The organism is Amycolatopsis samaneae (genome assembly GCF_039541975.1).
Lineage (GTDB): Bacteria > Actinomycetota > Actinomycetes > Mycobacteriales > Pseudonocardiaceae > Amycolatopsis > Amycolatopsis samaneae.
In genome coordinates this window covers 16,161-33,075 of sequence record NZ_BAABHG010000011.1, presented here as the reverse complement: position 1 = coordinate 33,075, position 16,915 = coordinate 16,161, and the positions used below count along the sequence as shown (strand labels likewise).

Here is a 16,915-nt window from a genome sequence, read left to right as displayed (position 1 = left end):
GTGTCCCGGGCGATCAAGGGTGCGCGAGCACCCACGACGCGAGTACCAGGCCACCGGAGTTGGTCGTCAGGTGCACCAGTACGGGGGCCAGCAGACCACGGCCGGTGTGCCGCCACCAGCACAGGAACACCCCGGCACCGGCCGCCGCCAGCATCGCCAGTGCCGAGACGACGCCGAGCGGGAGCCCGCCCACGGTCGCGTGCACGGCGGAGTTCCGCACGAGTGCGAGTGAGGGCAGCAGATGCCAGAGTCCGAAAAGGACGGACGCGCCGAGCACCGGCCACCAGCGCCACCGGTCGCCCGCGCCGAGCAGCGCGGGCAGCACGCCGCGGAAGGCGACCTCCTCCACCAGTACGGTCCCCAGCGGGATACGGATCAGCGCGAGCCAGGCCAGCTGCCCGGCGTCCGGCGATCCCACCCGGCCGTCGTGGAACAGCGGGCGCAACGCCGGGACGGCGAGCGCGATCCCGAACCCCGCCGCGACGAGACCGGCGCCGCACAGGCCGACCAGCGCGGCGCGGGGGAGGTGCCGCCGTCCGAGCCCGATCGCGCCAGGACGAAGCCCGGCGAACAGCGCGAGCCCGACGAGCAGACCGGCGGCGACCGCGCCACACACCGGGTACGCCCAGCCAGGGAGTACCCGGTTGGCGAGGGTGGTGGCGGTCGCCAGCACCAGCACGGCCAGCACCACCGCGACGACGCGGCGCGGCCGGACGGCGAGGGGGAGCGGAGACGTGGTGAGCGTATTCATCGTGGTTCCATTGTGCGCCCGGGAGCGGCGGTGGTGCGAGGCGATCGCGTGAACGGGCCGGGGACGCGCGACCCCTTCGTGGACTGGCTGCGCGCGACGAGCCTGGTCGTGGTGGTGATCTGGCACTGGGCGTTCACGATCCTGCGCTGGACGCCGGACGGGCCGAGCCCGACCAGTCCGCTGGGCTTCCTGTCCGGGTTGTGGATCCTGACCTGGCTGCTGCAGGTGCTGCCGGTGTTCTTCTACGTCGGCGGACACGTGCATCTGATCTCGTGGGAACACGCCCGTGCACGTGGCGAGCGGCTCGCCGGGTACGTGTGGGGACATGTCCGGCACCTCGTGCTGCCCGCGATCGCGCTGGTAGTGACATGGACCGTGCTCGGCACTGTGCTGGCGGCGGCCTTCGACCTGCGCTGGATCCGTGGTGCCGTGCTGCTCGTCCTCAGCCCGCTGTGGTTCCTCGGCGTGTATGTGGGGCTGCTCGTGTTGCTGCCGCTGTGGTTGTGGTTGCACCGCCGGTACGACGTGCTGGTGCTGGTGTGGCTCGGCGGTATCGCGTTGCTGGCGGACGTGCTCCGGTTCCGTTACGGCGTTTCGTGGGCGGGCTGGGTCAACCTGCTCGTCGTGTGGGCGCTGGCGCACCAGGCAGGGTTCTTCTTCCAGCGGTTGGCCGACGCGCCGCGCCGATGGACCCAGGCCCTGCTGTGGGCGGGACTGTTGGGTCTGGCCGGTCTGGTGTTTTCGGGGCTGTACCCCGGTTCTATGGTCGGGGTCCCCGGGGACCGCGTGTCGAACATGGGGCCACCGACCTTCGTCATCGTCGCCCTGCTGGTGTTCCAGGCGGGACTGGCCGAGCTGATCCGCCCGGTGCTGCGGCGCTGGTTCGACCGGCCGGGGCCGCACCGGTTCACCGCGGCGCTGTCCCGGTTCGCGCTCCCCTTGTTCCTCTTCCACACCACCGGGATGGCGCTGGCCCGCGGGTTCGGCTATCTCGTGTTCGACCATCGCCTCGTCGACGACAGGGCGCCGGACCTGATCTGGTGGGTCCAGCGGCCACTGGCGATACTCGGCCCGTTGGTGTGCACCGTGCCCTTGATCGTGCTGTTCGGCAGGAACCGGAAGAAACACACGGTGTGAGCGCCGCGCGGCCGCGGTTGCCTGCCAGGCAAGGGCTTTTGGTCACCGGAGGAGCGTGCGAACGGCCGTGGTGGCGCGATGTGGAGCGGGAGTTTCCTGGCCGGGGTACCTTTCCGCGATACTGGAGGCTGCTATGGGGCACCGTTTCCCGTTGGATGAGCTCGGATTGAACACCGGCAAGAAGGTCAGGCTGCGGCGTGTCCTGTACGGGCACGGACTCCGCAACGGTACGGCGTTCTTCCTGCCCTACGACCAGGGGCTCGAACACGGACCGAGGGATTTCTTCGCGAACCCGGTGGCGGGCGATCCGCGGTATGTCGTCAAACTCGCGATCGAAGGCGGGTTCAACGGCATCGTGCTCCAGATCGGTCTGGCGGAGAAGTTCTACTGGGACTACGCGGGCGAGGTACCGCTGGTACTGAAACTGAACGGCAAGACCGAGATCCCGTCCGACGCCGAGGCGCTTTCCCCGCTGCACGGCAGTGTGGCGGAGGCCGTACGGTTGGGCGCGGACGCGGTCGGTTACACGCTCTACGTCGGGACTCCCGCGCAGGAGCGGGACTTCGCGCAGTACCGGCGGGTGCGGGCGGACGCGCAGCGGCTGGGCATGCCGCTGATCGTGTGGGCGTATCCGCGTGGCTCCGCGGTCGAGGCCAAGGGAGGCCGGGATTCCTTCTACGCCGTCGACTACGCGGCCAGGACCGCGGCCGAACTCGGCGCCGACGTCGTTAAGGTGAATTTCCCGCATCCGGAGAAGACCGACGGCGTCCCGGCGACCTACGCGCGGGAGTTCACCAGCCGGCAGGCGATCGACGCGGTCGTGCGTTCCGCGGGCCGGACGTTGCTGCTGGTCTCGGGTGGTGGTAAGACAAGCGACGAGGCGATGCTGAACAAGGCGCGGGAGTCGATGGCGGCCGGGGCGACCGGTCTCATCTTCGGCCGCAACGTTTGGCAGCGCGAGCACGACGAGTCGCTGCGGTTCGTCGCGGCGCTGCGGGAAATCCTCGCCGAACACCCGGGTCCCGGCTGAGGCCGGGCACCGGGCCGCTCAGCGCCGCAGGGCGGCGTAGACGATGATGTTGTCGCGATAGCTCCGCGCCGCGCGGTCGAAGCTGCCGCCGCAGGTGATCAGCCGCAGTTCCGGGCCGGGTGTGTCGCCGTAGACCGCGTCGGTGGGGAACCGGTCCTTGGCGACTTCGGCCACGCGGGAAACGACGAAGACGAGTTTCGTGCCGTCCTTCCGTGTCACAGCGATCTGGTCGCCCGGTACGAGTTCCTTGAGCCGGAAGAAGATCCCGGCCTCCTTGTTGCCGTCGACGTGGCCGACGACCACGGCGGGGCCCTTCTCGCCCGGGGCGGGGCCGAGCGCGTACCACCCGGCCTGCATCGGGCGGCTCACCGGTGGCACCTCGAGTGTGTTGTCGGGGTTGAGCCCGAGCCGGACCAGCGTCGAGTCGGCGCCGATCTTGGGGATTTCGACCGAGGCGGGCTCCGAGCGGGGCGCCGGGGTTTCGTGCGAAGTCGCGGTCGCCGACGAGGGAGGGGCGGACGGCGTCGTCGGTGCGGGAGTGGTGCTCTGACCGGTCGCCAGTACCACCGCCAGGCAGATCAGTGCGATGAGCGCCGCGGCCGCCGAGAGCGCCAGGCCCCAGCAGCCGCGGAGGGATTTCGAACCGCTCATGGCGTCACTGCGCCGTGCCGCCACCGCCGGTCGCCACACCACCGGCGGGCACCTTGGGCACCTGCGGCGTCGTCGACGAACTCGGTGGCGTGGACGGCGAGGAGGTCGTCGTCGGCGAAGTCGGCTTCGTGGTGGGGCCCGTGGTGGGACCGGAGGTCGGGCCCGTGGTCACGGTGGTCCCGGGAGTGGAAGGGACGGTGGTCGGTGGCGCTGCCGCGGACGGCGTGGCGAACAGCAGTCCGCTGAGCAGGCCGATCCCGGCCGCGGCCGCGAGTTTCGGGGAGAACTCCATCATGACCATCTCCTTCTGGGACGAGAACGGATTCCGTTGAGGTCCGCGGTGTCCGGGAACTGCCCGGGACGGCCTCACTTCGTCATTTTTCATATGGGAACAAACGAACTGAAGGGCCGAAGGTCCCCGCGACGTGGGACCACTTCAGTGGTCCGCGTACGTACTCCTGCCGAGCAGGGCCAGCTCGACGGCGCGGGTGAGATCGTCCGCGTCGACGACCCCGGTCAGCCTGCCGTCCCGGACCACCATGGCCAGATCCCGCCCCCGTCGCAGGGTGGTTTTCGACAGCAGCTCGGCCACGGGGGTCCCGATGTCCACTATGGACGCTCCTGGCGTGGCGCGGCAGACATCGGTGACGCGGGTGAACCGGCGCTCCCGTGGGGCGACCTGGGTGAGTTCGGCGAGGCTGATTACCCCGACCGGGTGTCCCTCGAAGGAAACGACGGGAAAGACACGTCGCCGGGTGCCCGGGGTGACCTGGTCGAGGAAGGCTTCGATGGTGAGCCATTCGGGCGCGGTGTCCGGTGCGGGGTCCATGATGGCGCCGACCGGGAGGTCGCCGAGCCGGTCCCGCGCGGGCGATCCGGCGAGTTCGGCCTGGGCGGCGGCGAGCAGGAACACGCCGGCGAACACCAGCCACAGTCCGGAAAAACTGCCGAAGAGCAGGTCACCGACTCCGATGGCAACGACGAGCAGGCCGACCCCTGTCCCGGCGCGCGTGGCGATCTCGGCGGCGCGGGCCCGGTCGCCGGAACGGTGCCAGAGCACGGCGTGCAGGATCCGCCCGCCGTCCAGCGGGGCACCGGGGAGCAGGTTGAAGACACCGAGCACGACGTTCGTCAGGCCGAACCAGCCGAGCCCGGCCACCACGAGCGGGATCGCCGGACCACGCAGGGCGAAGGCCGCGCCGAGGCCGGCCCCGCCGCACACCAGGCTGGCGATCGGTCCGGCCACGGCGACGAGCAGTTCGGTCCGCGGATTCGCGGGTTCGCCGTCTAGTTCGGTGGTCCCGCCGAGCATCCACAGGGTGATGCGGCGGACCTGGGCGCCCTCCCGCCTGGCGGCGAGCGCGTGCGCGAGTTCGTGCGCCAGCAGCGAAGCGAGAAAGCCGACGGCGATGATCACGGCCACGACCCAGTAGGCGGCCATGTCCTGGTCCGGGACGGTACGACGCAGGAGATCGGTGGCGAGCGATCCGGTGAGCAGGGCGAAGGCGACCAGTACCGACCAGTGGACATCGATGGCGACGCCCGCCCAGCGGCCCAGGGGAATCACGGTGCGGGACATGCGGGACCTCACTTCCCGGCCAGGAGGGCCGACGAGCGTGGGACTCCGGTCGTCATCCACTCTTCGTCCTCACCACGGGTGTCGATAGAGCCGAACCGCCTCGCGTGGCGGGCCCGGAATCCGGCGACCGGGGACGTTCGGCCTTTCTCCCGCCGGTCTCCGGCGCACATCGTGGAGGGACGGAACAGGGAGGCCCTGATGCGGGAAAAGCGTTGGAAGGTCGACATCTTCATCGACGAGCACGAAGCACGGACTCGTGCCGTCGCGCGCCTGGAGAACCCTGATCACACCGGCCTGGTCGGCACCGGGCTCGCCCGGCTGAGCCCGCGTGACACCGATGTGCCGGAGATCGGGGACGAACTGGCCGCGGCCCGGGCGCTCGCCGATCTGGCGCACGGCCTGCTCGAAGCCGCGGCGACGGATATCGAGGGTGTGACGGCCGAACCCGCGCACCTGCGGGAGTGAGCGTGCGGACGGAAAGGATCGCGAGATGACCAGGCGGCACGAGGTGCGTTCGGTGATGAAGACGACCGTCGCGACCGTCCACCCGGAGACACCGTTCAAGGCGGTGGCGGCTCTGCTGGCGGCGTGGGGAGTGAGCGGCGCCCCGGTGGTGGACAACGAGGGCCGCGTCGTCGGTGTGGTGTCACAGGGGGACCTGCTGGAGCGGCGGACCTGGCCGGCCCGCCGTCGCCGGGGCCGCCGTCGGCTGTACCGCAAGGCGGCCGGGATCTTCGCCGCCGACCTGATGACCGCGCCCGCGGTGACGGTCGAGCAGGACGCGGACGTGTCGCGCGCCGCGAAACTGCTGGAGGAACACCGGATCCACCGGCTGCCGGTCGTCGATTCGGGAGGCGGGCTCGTCGGCCTGGTCACCCGTGGCGACCTCCTTCGGGTCTTCCTGCGGCCGGACGCCGAGATCCGCACGGAGATCCGGGAGGACGTGATCGAGCGCGTGCTGTGTATCGACCCGCGGACGTTGTTCGTGTCGGTGCACAACGGGGTCGTCACGCTGGGCGGGCAGCTGGAACGGGCCAGCCTTATGGCGATGACGCTCGAGTTCGCCCGCCGGGTCGACGGTGTGGTCGAGGTGCGGAACCAGCTCACCGCGAAACTGGACGACACCCGCCTCGACGAGGGCGCGGCGGCGCGGGGCAATGTCGGAGTGCTGGGGGCGATGCTGAAGAAGTGACCCGCGCCGAGGAGGAGCCACCGGGTTCGTCGCGTGGGTACCCGCGGCGGAGCCGGCCCGGCCCGAGCAGCGCGGGAAGTCTTCCCCTGGGCGGCCGGAACTGCCATGGTGTTGGCGTCCGACGGCATCGACACCCGTGGGACCCCCGGGTGCGCCCCGGGCTCCTGCGGCGCCCTCCCACGGTGGTCGCTGTCGTCCTCCACCGCGACCGCACCAGGAAGACCGACGACGACGCCGTCTTCGTGGTCCACGATGTCCGCCCGGGGCAGACGAAAAGAGCGAAAGGTGAACTTCACCGAAGAACGCGAAGCCTTACACGCGTTGGCGTCGTGCCAGGCCGAGCTGGACGCCGCTCGGCAGCGCGTCGCCGAACTCACCGAGGAGCTGGACACCACCAACCGCGGGATCATCGCGCTGCACACCCAGCTCGACGCCGCTCGCGAGGCCGAGGCCGAAGCACTGGCCAGCCAGGAGGTGCTGGCCGACCGGGACCGGATCGCGAACCGCCTGCACGACGAGGTCATCCAGCGGGTCTTCGGTTCGAGCCTCAATCTGCAGGGCGTCGTCAGTCTCATCGGCCACCCCCGCGCCGCCGGGCGCGTCCAGGCCGTGATCGGCGAGCTGGACGCCACCCTTCGCGAACTCCGCACGGCGATCTTCGGCCTCGACGACCAGCCCCGGCGGGCCACGAGCCTGCGGGTGGCGTTGTCCGATCTGATCGCCGAGGTGGAACGGCAATCCGGTGCCGTCGCGGCCCTCGTGTTCGAAGGACCGATCGACGCGGTGGTCCCCGACGACCTCGCGCTCGATCTGCTGGCGGTCACCCGGGGGATGTTGCGTGACATCGCTTCTCGCGGCGTCGGGGGAGTCGAGGTCACGGTGCACGCCGACACGGGCCTGATATTGCGCGTCGAACTCGACGTGGCGCCCGGCCGTCTCGAACTGCCCGACGAGGTCCGAGCGCGGATGTCGGAGCGGGGCGGCACGGTCACGATCACCGAAACAGCGGGCGAAGGGGCCTCGCTGGAATGGCGTGTCCCCTTACCCGCGCGCGAGAGCGGCGCCCCGTCTTCTTGAGGGGTGAGGTGCTCGTCGCGGCCACGGCGCGGGGGAGACACCGCTCGCCGTCCTTTTCGGACAGCCGGCCGCCCGGGTGTCTGTCTGGTGTCCACGGGCTGTTATCACGTGGCGGGACCCTGACGGTTCGACGAGAAATGGAGCTTCGGCGATGGGATTCGGTGTGGCTTCCGAGGTGGGCGGCTTGAGGCAGGTCGTGGTCCACCGTCCAGGGGTGGAGCTGGCCAGGCTCAGCCCGCGCAATGTCGGCGAGTTGCTCTTCGACGACGTGATGTGGGCGAAGAAGGCAAAGGAGGAGCACGACGTGTTCGCCGAAGCCCTGCGCGAACGAGGGGTACGCGTGCACTACTTCGGGGAACTGCTCGCCGAAACGCTCGAAACGGCGGCGGGCCGGAGATTCGTGCTGGACCGGGTGTGCACCCCGGAAGTCGTGGGTCCCGCACTGGCCGGACCGCTGCGCGAACTGTTCGAGGACCTGGACGGCGCCGGTCTGGCCACCTCGCTGGTCGGCGGTGTGCTGAAGGCCGAGCTGCCCGCGTTGCGGGCGGAAAGCCTGAAATGGCATATGCTCCGCGCCGACGACTTCCTCCTGCCGCCGCTGCCCAATCACCTCTTCCCGAGGGACAACTCCTGCTGGATCTATGGCGGGGTGTCGATCAACCCCATGGCGAAACCGGCTCGGCAGCGGGAAACGCTGAACGTCCGCGCCATCTACCGGTACCACCCGCTGTTCGGCGGAGCCCGGTTCCCCGTGTACTACGGCGACGACGGCGTGCGTTACCCGGCCACCATCGAAGGCGGCGACGTCCATGTCCTCGGCGGTGGCGCGGTGCTGATCGGGCTGGGGGAGCGGACCACACCGATGGCGGTGGAACTGCTCGCCCGCGCGTTGTTCGCCGGCCACCGGGCGCACACCGTCCTCGCCGTCGAACTGCCGCGTTCCCACGCGACGATGCACCTGGACACGCTGATGACGATGGTGGACAAGGCCACGTTCGTCCTCTACCCCTACTTCGACCGGGCTCTGCGGTCCTGGACGGTCACTCCCGGTGAGAGCGAGGGGGAGGTCCGCGTCCGGCCGAACCGTGACCTGTGGGGCACCCTGGCCGCGACGCTCGGAGTGGACAGGGTGACAGTGCTGTCGACCGACGAGGACGTCCGCGCCGCCGAACGGGAGCAGTGGGACGACGGCAACAACTACCTCGCCGTCGCGCCGGGAGTAGTGGTCGGCTACGACCGTAACGTCGCCACCAACACGATGCTGCGCAAGCACGGCGTCGAAGTGATCACGGTGCCCGGCGGCGAACTCGGCAGGGGGCGAGGGGGACCCCGGTGCATGAGCTGCCCCGTCGAGCGTGATCCGGCGTGAACCCGGCGAGACACAGCTCGCGTGGGAAGAGTCGTCCGCCGGGGGAGAAGGGGCTCAGGATCGTGGTGGCGCTGGGTGGGAACGCGCTGCTGCGCCGCGGCGAGGCGCCGGAATCGGCGATCCAGGAGCGGCACGTCCTCGCCGCCGCGAAGGCACTCGCCCCGCTCGCGCGGGAGCACCGGCTCGTGCTCACCCACGGCAACGGGCCCCAGGTCGGCCTGCTCGCGATGGAGAACGAGAACGACCCGGCACTGGGCCGCCCGTACCCCTTCGACGTACTGGGCGCACAGACGCAGGGCATGATCGGCTACTGGCTGGTGAACGCTCTCCGTGCCGCCGCGGGGCTCACCGCCGCCTGCGTGCTGACGCGCACCCGGGTGCGGTCCGATGATCCCGCGTTCGCGCGGCTCACGACGTTCGTGAGCCCCGAGTATGACGAGGCGGCCTCGCGGGAGGCCGCCACCCCGCAGGACTGGTGGGGCGGAACCGCGCGGCGGCGGGACGCGGGCGGTGGGTCGGGGTGGCCACGGTGCGCGACATGGGTTCTCCTCGTTGTCCCGGCCACCTGAGCCGTGTCGGCACGGGCGATGCCGGTCTTCGCGTCGTTCACGGATGGTGCCGCGCGTGGCAGAGCCGGAGTGCCCTGGCCAGAGGGCCGTAGGTCGCTGTTCACGCGTGGGCGGGTGCCGGATCGTGGGATGTGACGGTCGGAAGCCCCGTGCTGAGGAGGTGCCTGATGAGTTCGTCCGGGTCCAAGGCGGTGGTGGTGTTCGAATCGATGTACGGGAACACCGAGCTGGTGGCCGAATCGGTCGCCGCCGGGCTGGCACCGCACGTGCCGGTCGAGGTGGTGAACGTCGACGACGCGCCGTCGGCCTGGCCGGAGGCCGAGCTGTTGGTGCTAGGCGGGCCCACCCACGCGCACGGGATGTCCAGGGCGAACACGCGGGCGGAGGCGGCCCGGCAGTCCGCGTCCGCAGCCCAGTCCCGGCGGACCGGGCTGCGGGAATGGCTGGGCACGCTCGAGCAGGCCCCGGGCTCCGTGGCGGTGTTCGACACCCGGGTGGCGAAGCCGCGCTGGATCACCGGTTCCGCCGCACTCGGCGTGGCGAGACGGCTCCGCAGGTTGGGGCACACCCTGGTGGTGCCCCCGGAGAGCTTCTTCGTCGACTCGAGCAGCTCGCACATCGTGCTGGCCGAAGGCGAGCAGGATCGCGCCCGTGCCTGGGGCGACGACCTCGGGACCCGTTACACCGCGCTCGCGGACCGCCGGTGATCTCCGGCGCCCGCGCGGCACATCAGTCCACTATGGACTAACTGCTCGTCGAACGCGGGGCGGCCTGCCTGCGGGAGGCAGTCCAGGTCCGGCGGAACAGGTCCATCGTACTTACTGTCCACTATGGATGTTCGGCTCCGGTCGTCGCCGGAGCCGACCGGACCAGGGTTCGCCCCGGCGGCACTCCGGGGTTAGGGCAGAACGTCCCCGTCTCCGGGGACTCGGTGCCCTGGAACGGCGCGCGCGATCGCGCCGACCCTGGAGGCGGAATCTTCGAGGAGGCGGTGGTGAGCGTGGGCGGCGTCCGGCGTTACCCGGCTGAGCTGGTGCTGCTCACCGGTGTCGTGCTCCTCCTCGCCCTCGGCGGGCTGGCATGGCTCTGTTCGGCGGTGGTGACCGCTTCGGTGCTGTGGGCGGGCGCCGCGGCGGCCGCGCTGGTGCCCGCGGTGGTGTGGGTGGTCGCCGACCTCCGCGCCGGGCGGTGGGGCGCGGACCTGCTCGCGGTCCTGGCACTCGGCGGCACGGTCGCGGTCGGCGAGTACCTGGCGGGCGCGATCATCGCCGCGATGGTCGCCACCGGCCGGATGCTGGAAGCGGGGGCCGCTCGGCGGGCGGGACGGGACCTTTCCGCGTTGCTGGAACGGGCGCCGAGCCGGGCACGTGTGCGGTCGGGCGCGGAGGTGGAGGTCGTCCCGGTGGCCGAGGTCGCCGTCGGCGACGTGGTGGTGGTCCTTCCCGGTGAGATCGTTCCCGTCGATGGCGTGGTGCTGGACGGCGGGCAGTTCGACGAGTCGGCGGTGACCGGCGAAGCGGTCCCGATCTCCCGCACGGCGGGGGAGCCGGTCCGCAGCGGGGTGGTGAACGCGGGCGGTGCGGCCGACCTCCGCGCCACCGCCACGGCGGAGGCCAGCACCTACGCCGGGATGGTGCGGCTGGCCGAGCAGGCGGCGGTGGACACGGCCCCGGTGGCGCGGCTGGCGGATCGGATCGCCGTGTGGTTCCTGCCCGCTTCGCTGCTGATCGCCGCGGTGGCCTGGGTGCTCACCGGGGACCCGGAGCGCGCGGTGGCGGTGCTGGTGACCGCGACGCCGTGCCCGTTGCTGCTCGCGGTCCCGGTGGCCGTGACCGGCGGGCTGTCCCGGGCCTCGCGTTCGGGCGTGGTGGTCAAGGGCGGGGCGGCGCTGGAGACGCTGGGGCGGGTCCGCAGTCTCGCCATGGACAAGACGGGCACGGTGACCGCGGGCAGGCCGGAGGTCGTCGACATCGTGTGTGCGCCGGGAGTGCGGCCGGACGAGGCTCTTGCCGAGGCAGCGGCGGTGGAGCGGTACTCGCCGCATGTACTCGCGGGCGCGGTGCTGCGGGCAGCGCGTCGCGCGGGCGTGACACCACCGGCCGCGGAGTCCGTCACGGAGCGGGCCGGACACGGTGCGAGCGGCATCGTCGAGGGACGTCCGGTGTGGGTCGGGAAGCTCGAAGACGCCACTGTGCTTCCGCCGTGGGCCGCGGGCGCCGCGCGGCGCGGACGGCTCGACCTCGCCACCGTGATCTGGGTCGTGACCGACGACGAGCCTTATGCCGCTCTGCTGGTCCGTGACCGGGTACGTCCGGACGCGGCCCGGACGATCCGGCGGCTGCGCGCGGCCGGGCTCTGGCACATCGTGCTGCTCACCGGCGACCGGGTGGACAACGCCACGGAGGTCGCGGCGCTGCTCGGGCTGGACGAGGTCAAGGCCGAGGCGGCCCCGGCGGACAAGATCACCGTGGTCCGTGCCGAACGCGAACACGGGACCACCGCCATGGTCGGCGACGGCGTCAACGACGCTCCGGCGCTGGCGGCGGCCGACATCGGGATCGCGCTCGGCTCCCGGGGCTCGACCGCGGCCGCGAAGGCGGCGGACGCGGTGATCGTCGACGACCGGATCGACCGGCTGGCCGACGCCGTCGAGATCGCCCGCCGTGCCCGGCGCCTCGCGGTCCAGAGCGCGGGACTGGGCACGCTCCTTTCGGTGGCCGCCATGGCGCTGGCCGCGTTCGGCCTGCTCGTTCCCGTCGCGGGCGCGCTGGTGCAGGAGGCCATCGACGTCGCGGTGATCCTCAACGCGCTGCGTGCCGTTCGCGGGCCGATGACGTGGCGCCCTCCGGCACGTCCGACGGTGCTGCTGCGCCGGTTCGCGGACGAGCACGAGACCCTGTTGCCGACGCGTGCGGCGGTCCGGCGGGCTGCGGACGCCCTCGCCGAGGGCGCGGGTCCCGCGGCGGACGAGGCCGTGCGGGAGGCACACCGGCTGCTGACCGACCGCCTGTTGCCGCACGAGTTCGCCGAGGAGACCCAGTTGTACCCGGCGCTGGCCGGCGTGCTGGGCGGGCCGGAGAGCACGATGACGATGAGCAGGGCCCACACCGAGATCGAGCGGCTGGTGCGCCGACTCGGCAGGCACCTGGCCGAGGCCCCGGCCGGCATCCAGCCCGACCAGGTCGACGATCTGCGGGCCACGCTCTACGGCCTGGACGCGGTACTGACACTGCATTTCACCCAGGAGGAAGAGGCGTATTTCACCCTCGCGCCGCGGGTTCGCGACTAGCTGGAAGGCCGGTGCGGGCGGGGCGTCTCGGGCCCGCGCGGCCCGCCCGCACCGACGTGTTCAGGGGACGCCGGGAGATCGGCACCGAAGCGGGAAATCGTGCCGGTCGGTGGCCGTGTCGGTGTCCAGGAAGGCACGGGACATCGATTCGTCCGGCACCGGCGGCGCCAAGCGGGCGGGGGCGACCTGTCGCGTGATGAATCCGATTCCCGTGGTGGCTTCCTCGGTTTCCATGCTGCGGCAGGGAACACCCCGAGGACAAGGGGCCAGTACGCCGGTCGCCGGGGCTCGACTGTCCACAGTGTCCCGTTCGCGACGGGTGCGGCCAGGCACTGTTCGTCCGCCGAGCCGGGGCTATTCGGCTCTATCGACGCGTTCCCGCCTCCGGCACCGTCGGATCGAACCAGACAGGAGGAAAGCCGATGTCCCGATCACCCCGGCTCGCCGCGCTCGTGGTGCCGATCGTCATGCTGTGCCTCGCCGCCTCGGCGGGGCCCGTGCCGGCCGGGAACGCCCGGTCCGGCGCGCCGACAGCCTCCGCCGGCAACCTGCCGAGCCGGGTGGGGACGCCGCTGTTCCCGTCCGGCGGGCGGGTCGAGCCGGGTCAGGAGGTGGAGAGCGCCACCACCGGGGCCGTCACGACCCCGGCCGCGGTATCCCGGCCTTCATCGCCCGTACCGCCCGCCGTACCGGCCGAGGCGGGGAGCGAGACGAGCTGGCCGTTGCGAGTAGGTTTGTTCGTCCTCGCCATCGGGCTCGGACTGGTTCTCGGCCTCGCGCAACGACGGAGGCGGCGCTAGCGGCACGGAGTGTCCGAAGTGGATGGACAGGGACCGGGAATCAGCCGAGGCGCCGTTCCGTACGGGAGCGTCCGCGCCACCGCCAGAGTTCGTCGGCTCCCCAGACCAGGAGGGCGAACAACGGCAGGAGCGCGAGGTCCCGCGCCGAAGGGAGCGCGGTTCCGAACACGTGCCGCAGCGGCGGGAGCGTGACGACCGCCGCCGCGAACAGCACTTCGAACACGATGCCCCACAGCAGCAACCGGTTGCTGAAGAACCCGATCGCGCGCAGCGAGGCGTGCTGGGTGCGTGCGGCGAACGCGGTGCCGAGCTGGCAGGCCACGATTCCGAGGAACGTCATGGTGGTCGCCTGCTCCCAGAGGTGGTGCAACGGCTGGCCCTCGCCGACCGGGGCGCCCGGGTACCAGCCACCGGCCAGCAGCGTCAGGAAGAACCCGCCGAGGACCAGCACGGTGGAGACCCCGCCGAGCAGGCCCCACGCCCTGCCGAGCATCCGGGCGTCGATGACCCCGGCGGTGCGGCGCCGCGGCGGGCGCCGCATCAAGCCGGGCTCGGCCGGTTCCCGGCCCAGCGCGAGCGCGGGCAGTGTTTCGGTGCCGAGGTCGATGGCGAGGATCTGGAGCACGGTCAGCGGCAGCGGGATCTGGCCGCCGGAAAGGGCGAACAGCAGGAACGGGACGACCTCGGGCGTGGCGTGGGCGAAGATGTAGACGATGAACTTGCGGACGTTGTCATACACCCGCCGTCCCTCTTCGACCGCGGAAACGATGGTCGCGAAGTTGTCGTCGGTGAGCACCATCGTGGCCGACTCCCGCGCGACGTCCGTGCCCGCGCGGCCCATGGCGACGCCGATGTCGGCCCGGCGCAGCGCGGGGGCGTCGTTGACACCGTCGCCGGTCATCGCGACGACGTTGCCCTGGGCGCGTAACGCGTCGGCGATCCGCAGCTTCGCCTCCGGCGACGTCCTCGCGAAGATGAGTTCCTGCCCATCACCGAGGAGTTCGTCGAGCTTTTCTTCGCTCATCGCGTCGAGGTCGGCGCCGGTGATCACCGTGCTGCCGTTGCGCGCGATACCGACCTGCCGGGCGATCTCGGCCGCGGTCAGCGGATGGTCCCCGGTGACGACGACGAGACGTACTCCGGCGGTGTGACAGCGGGCGACCGCGTCGGCCACCTCCGGCCGGGGCGGGTCGAACATCGCCACCACGCCGAGCAGGACCAGATCGCGTTCGGCGTCTTCCCGGTTGCCGGGCACCGGCTCGTCCGGCCGGAGGTCGCGCCGGGCTATCGCGAGGAGCCGTAACCCACGCGAAGCGTATCGGGTGATCAGCTCGGTGAGTTCCACCCGGTCGGCGGGGCCCAAGGGCCTCGATGAGCCGTCCGCGGTGACGATCCGGGTGGCTCTGGCCAGTACTTCCTCGGGCGCGCCCTTGGTGTTGACCGACTTCCCTCCCCCTTCATCGTCCACAGTGGACATGAGGCGGAGTGCGGGGTCGAAGTGGAACAACCGCACCCGTCGCCGGTCCCGGCGGGCGAGGGAGACATCCGCTCCCCAGGCCGCGGCGGTGCGCAGCAGGGCGATCTCGGTCGGATCCCCGGTGGCCGTGCCGGGGTGGTCCGGATCGAACTCCGCGCTCGTGCACGAGGCGAGTGTCTCGGCCAGCGACGAGGCGGCGGGGGACCCGGGTGCGCGCTCGGGCTCGAAGTCGCCCGCCGGGGTCCAGACCTCGGTGACCCGCATGCGGTTCTGGGTCAGGGTCCCGGTCTTGTCGGTGCAGATCACCGACGTCGAGCCGAGCGTCTCGACGGCGGAAAGCCGCTTCACCACAGCACCGCTTCGGGCGAGCACCCGGACACCCACGGCCAGCGCCAACGTGATGGTGGGGAGCAGTCCTTCCGGGACGTTCGCCACCAGGAGCCCGATCGCGAAGTTGGCGGCGTCGGTCAGCGGCAGGCCGGCGATGAACGCGCCGAGCGGCAGGAAAGCGGCCCCCACGCCCACCGCGACCAGCGCGATGAGCCAGGCGACCCGCTTGACCTGCTTCTCGAGCGGGCTTTCGTCGCGGCCGACCCGTTGGGAGAGCGCCGCGATACGGCCCAGTTCGGTACGCATGCCGGTGGCGAAGACCACGCCCGTGGTTTCCCCGCCGGTGCAGCTGGTTCCGCTGAACAGCAGGTCGCGGGCGTCGAGGAGTGAACCGTCCACATCGGTCAGGTCGGCCGCGCGATAGGCCGGCAGGGACTCTCCGGTCAAAGTGGACAGATCGACCTCCACGGCGCCGTGGAGCATCCGGAGGTCGGCCGGGACGCGGTCGCCCTCCTCGACGAGCAGGATGTCGCCGGGGACCACGTCTCGGGCTTCCACCACGGTTCGGGTGCCGTCGCGGATCACCTTGGCCTTGGCCGAGAGGTAACCGGCCAGCGCCTCGACCGCTCGCTCGGCCTGGCGTTCCTGGAGGAAGGCGAGCGCGGCGTTGAGCACGATGACGGTCACGATCGCGATGCCGAGCACCGTCGTGCCGGAGATCACCGCGAGTGCCGCCGCGAGCCAGAGCAGCAGGGCGAGGGGATGGGTGAACTGGCGAAGCAGCCGGGTCGCCCAGTTGCCCTGGCGACGCCGGGACAGTTCGTTCGGCCCGTGCACCACCAGGCGCCGGGCCGCCTCGCGGTGGGAGAGTCCTTCCGGACGGGTTCGCAGGTCGCGCAGCAACCGGTCGGTCGGTTCGCGGGGATCCTCGGCCTGGACGTCGCTGTCGATCGTCATGCGCCGAGAATCCCGAGGACCGGCCCGAACGAGATAGAGGCCAAGGCCCATCCGGCCGGGCCGGAATGCTCTACTGCGCGGTCAGCCGTTGCGGTGGTGGGGCTGCGGTGCGACGTACTGGGTCCGTGCCCACGCGGCGCGCGCACCGGAGTCCCCGATACGTACGACCTGCACCGCCGACGTCGCGCCGAAACCCACGGTGAGCACGGCCAGCACGACGACCACCGCTTTTCTGCCCCGAGCCGGGACGGGCTCGGATTGCTCGACCGAGGCCTTTTCGGCCAGCCGCCGGCGGTGGTGATCGAAGCCGACCAGGGCGGTGACGAGAACGAACAGCGCGGCCACGAACACGAGCAGCTGGTCGCCGAGATGGGCGTGCTGGCGGATCAGGTCGGTGGGCACGAGGCGGTCCCGCAGATCCTCGCCGCTCCCGGTGGCGATCGGGATGAGCGCGGTCGCCACCAGTGCGAAGCCCACTGCCGGCCAGCCATACCGCCGTCGTGCCGCCGGCCAGGCCGCCACGACGATCGAAGCCAGCACCGCGAGCGGGACGAGCACGACCACGGCGTGCACGACGAGGACGTGCAGGGGAAGTCCGGTGATGAACACGGGCATGCGGAGACTCCGATCGGACGGTGATCCGGCACACCCGAGTCTGCCGGGTGATCTTGGGAGAATTCTTGGAACGGCGCGGCCGAACGGCCCTG

The 16,915-nt window shown here is 71.4% G+C and carries 16 protein-coding genes; 11 read left to right on the top strand and 5 right to left on the bottom strand.

The features are described 5' to 3' along the window. Nucleotides 1-13: 13 nt before the first annotated feature. Nucleotides 14-751, bottom strand: a complete 738-nt coding sequence (locus ABD987_RS27880; protein WP_345400100.1) for a CPBP family intramembrane glutamic endopeptidase — start codon at nucleotides 749-751, stop codon at nucleotides 14-16. A gap of 48 nt (nucleotides 752-799) precedes the next feature. Between ABD987_RS27880 and ABD987_RS27875 the strand changes: the two genes are divergently transcribed. Further along, nucleotides 800-1,888 carry an acyltransferase family protein gene (locus ABD987_RS27875; RefSeq protein WP_345400097.1) on the top strand — a complete coding sequence of 363 codons (1,089 nt, stop codon included), beginning with the start codon at nucleotides 800-802 and terminating at the stop codon, nucleotides 1,886-1,888. A gap of 151 nt (nucleotides 1,889-2,039) precedes the next feature. Next, nucleotides 2,040-2,918: a class I fructose-bisphosphate aldolase gene (locus ABD987_RS27870; protein ID WP_345400094.1), complete on the top strand. Its 879-nt coding sequence runs from the start codon at nucleotides 2,040-2,042 to the stop codon at nucleotides 2,916-2,918. Nucleotides 2,919-2,936: 18 nt separating this feature from the next. Here the strand turns inward: ABD987_RS27870 and ABD987_RS27865 are convergent, their stop codons facing one another. Further along, nucleotides 2,937-3,569 (bottom strand): class F sortase, encoded by a 633-nt coding sequence (locus tag ABD987_RS27865; protein ID WP_345400091.1) that lies wholly within the window; start codon nucleotides 3,567-3,569, stop codon nucleotides 2,937-2,939. Between the two features lie 14 nt (nucleotides 3,570-3,583). Here ABD987_RS27865 and ABD987_RS27860 point away from each other — a divergent pair, with 14 nt between their 5' ends. After that, entirely contained in the window at nucleotides 3,584-3,901 is a 318-nt protein-coding gene (locus ABD987_RS27860; protein WP_345400088.1) for a hypothetical protein, read from the top strand. Between the two features lie 104 nt (nucleotides 3,902-4,005). Here the strand turns inward: ABD987_RS27860 and ABD987_RS27855 are convergent, their stop codons facing one another. Next, nucleotides 4,006-5,148 (bottom strand): site-2 protease family protein, encoded by a 1,143-nt coding sequence (locus ABD987_RS27855; RefSeq protein WP_345400085.1) that lies wholly within the window; start codon nucleotides 5,146-5,148, stop codon nucleotides 4,006-4,008. Nucleotides 5,149-5,346: 198 nt separating this feature from the next. Here ABD987_RS27855 and ABD987_RS27850 point away from each other — a divergent pair, with 198 nt between their 5' ends. From ABD987_RS27850 to ABD987_RS27815, 8 genes are all read left to right on the top strand, one after another. Then, entirely contained in the window at nucleotides 5,347-5,613 is a 267-nt protein-coding gene (locus ABD987_RS27850) for a dsRBD fold-containing protein (protein ID WP_345400082.1), read from the top strand. A 25-nt stretch (nucleotides 5,614-5,638) separates the two neighbouring features. Further along, nucleotides 5,639-6,340 carry a CBS domain-containing protein gene (locus ABD987_RS27845; RefSeq protein WP_345400079.1) on the top strand — a complete coding sequence of 234 codons (702 nt, stop codon included), beginning with the start codon at nucleotides 5,639-5,641 and terminating at the stop codon, nucleotides 6,338-6,340. Between the two features lie 285 nt (nucleotides 6,341-6,625). Continuing rightward, nucleotides 6,626-7,417, top strand: a complete 792-nt coding sequence (locus tag ABD987_RS27840) for a sensor histidine kinase (RefSeq protein ID WP_345400076.1) — start codon at nucleotides 6,626-6,628, stop codon at nucleotides 7,415-7,417. A 151-nt stretch (nucleotides 7,418-7,568) separates the two neighbouring features. Next, nucleotides 7,569-8,786 (top strand): arginine deiminase, encoded by a 1,218-nt coding sequence (locus tag ABD987_RS27835; protein ID WP_345400073.1) that lies wholly within the window; start codon nucleotides 7,569-7,571, stop codon nucleotides 8,784-8,786. A gap of 62 nt (nucleotides 8,787-8,848) precedes the next feature. Then, nucleotides 8,849-9,355, top strand: coding sequence for an amino acid kinase family protein (locus ABD987_RS27830; RefSeq protein ID WP_345400069.1), 507 nt, complete (start codon nucleotides 8,849-8,851; stop codon nucleotides 9,353-9,355). Nucleotides 9,356-9,522: 167 nt separating this feature from the next. Next, nucleotides 9,523-10,062, top strand: coding sequence for a flavodoxin family protein (locus tag ABD987_RS27825; protein WP_345400066.1), 540 nt, complete (start codon nucleotides 9,523-9,525; stop codon nucleotides 10,060-10,062). 293 nt (nucleotides 10,063-10,355) lie between these two features. Then, complete coding sequence (locus ABD987_RS27820; RefSeq protein WP_345400736.1) at nucleotides 10,356-12,644, top strand: heavy metal translocating P-type ATPase; 2,289 nt, start codon at nucleotides 10,356-10,358, stop codon at nucleotides 12,642-12,644. 422 nt (nucleotides 12,645-13,066) lie between these two features. Further along, nucleotides 13,067-13,444, top strand: coding sequence for a hypothetical protein (locus ABD987_RS27815; protein WP_345400063.1), 378 nt, complete (start codon nucleotides 13,067-13,069; stop codon nucleotides 13,442-13,444). A 40-nt stretch (nucleotides 13,445-13,484) separates the two neighbouring features. Here ABD987_RS27815 and ABD987_RS27810 read toward each other — a convergent pair whose 3' ends face one another. Both ABD987_RS27810 and ABD987_RS27805 read right to left on the bottom strand, forming a co-directional pair. After that, the gene (locus ABD987_RS27810; RefSeq protein WP_345400060.1) at nucleotides 13,485-16,208 is read right to left on the bottom strand and encodes a cation-translocating P-type ATPase; all 2,724 of its coding nucleotides are present in this window, start codon (nucleotides 16,206-16,208) and stop codon (nucleotides 13,485-13,487) included. An 81-nt stretch (nucleotides 16,209-16,289) separates the two neighbouring features. Then, entirely contained in the window at nucleotides 16,290-16,823 is a 534-nt protein-coding gene (locus ABD987_RS27805) for a DUF2231 domain-containing protein (RefSeq protein ID WP_345400057.1), read from the bottom strand. Between the last annotated feature and the right edge of the window lie 92 nt (nucleotides 16,824-16,915).

Bases quoted from the DNA above. Each gene is read 5' to 3' on its own strand.
- ABD987_RS27880 (WP_345400100.1), bottom strand. From the start codon at position 751: ATGAATACGCTCACCACGTCTCCGCTCCCCCTCGCCGTCCGGCCGCGC.
- ABD987_RS27865 (WP_345400091.1), bottom strand. From the start codon at position 3,569: ATGAGCGGTTCGAAATCCCTCCGCGGCTGCTGGGGCCTGGCGCTCTCG.
- ABD987_RS27855 (WP_345400085.1), bottom strand. From the start codon at position 5,148: ATGTCCCGCACCGTGATTCCCCTGGGCCGCTGGGCGGGCGTCGCCATC.
- ABD987_RS27850 (WP_345400082.1), top strand. From the start codon at position 5,347: ATGCGGGAAAAGCGTTGGAAGGTCGACATCTTCATCGACGAGCACGAA.
- ABD987_RS27845 (WP_345400079.1), top strand. From the start codon at position 5,639: ATGACCAGGCGGCACGAGGTGCGTTCGGTGATGAAGACGACCGTCGCG.
- ABD987_RS27835 (WP_345400073.1), top strand. From the start codon at position 7,569: ATGGGATTCGGTGTGGCTTCCGAGGTGGGCGGCTTGAGGCAGGTCGTG.
- ABD987_RS27825 (WP_345400066.1), top strand. From the start codon at position 9,523: ATGAGTTCGTCCGGGTCCAAGGCGGTGGTGGTGTTCGAATCGATGTAC.
- ABD987_RS27815 (WP_345400063.1), top strand. From the start codon at position 13,067: ATGTCCCGATCACCCCGGCTCGCCGCGCTCGTGGTGCCGATCGTCATG.
- ABD987_RS27810 (WP_345400060.1), bottom strand. From the start codon at position 16,208: ATGACGATCGACAGCGACGTCCAGGCCGAGGATCCCCGCGAACCGACC.
- ABD987_RS27805 (WP_345400057.1), bottom strand. From the start codon at position 16,823: ATGCCCGTGTTCATCACCGGACTTCCCCTGCACGTCCTCGTCGTGCAC.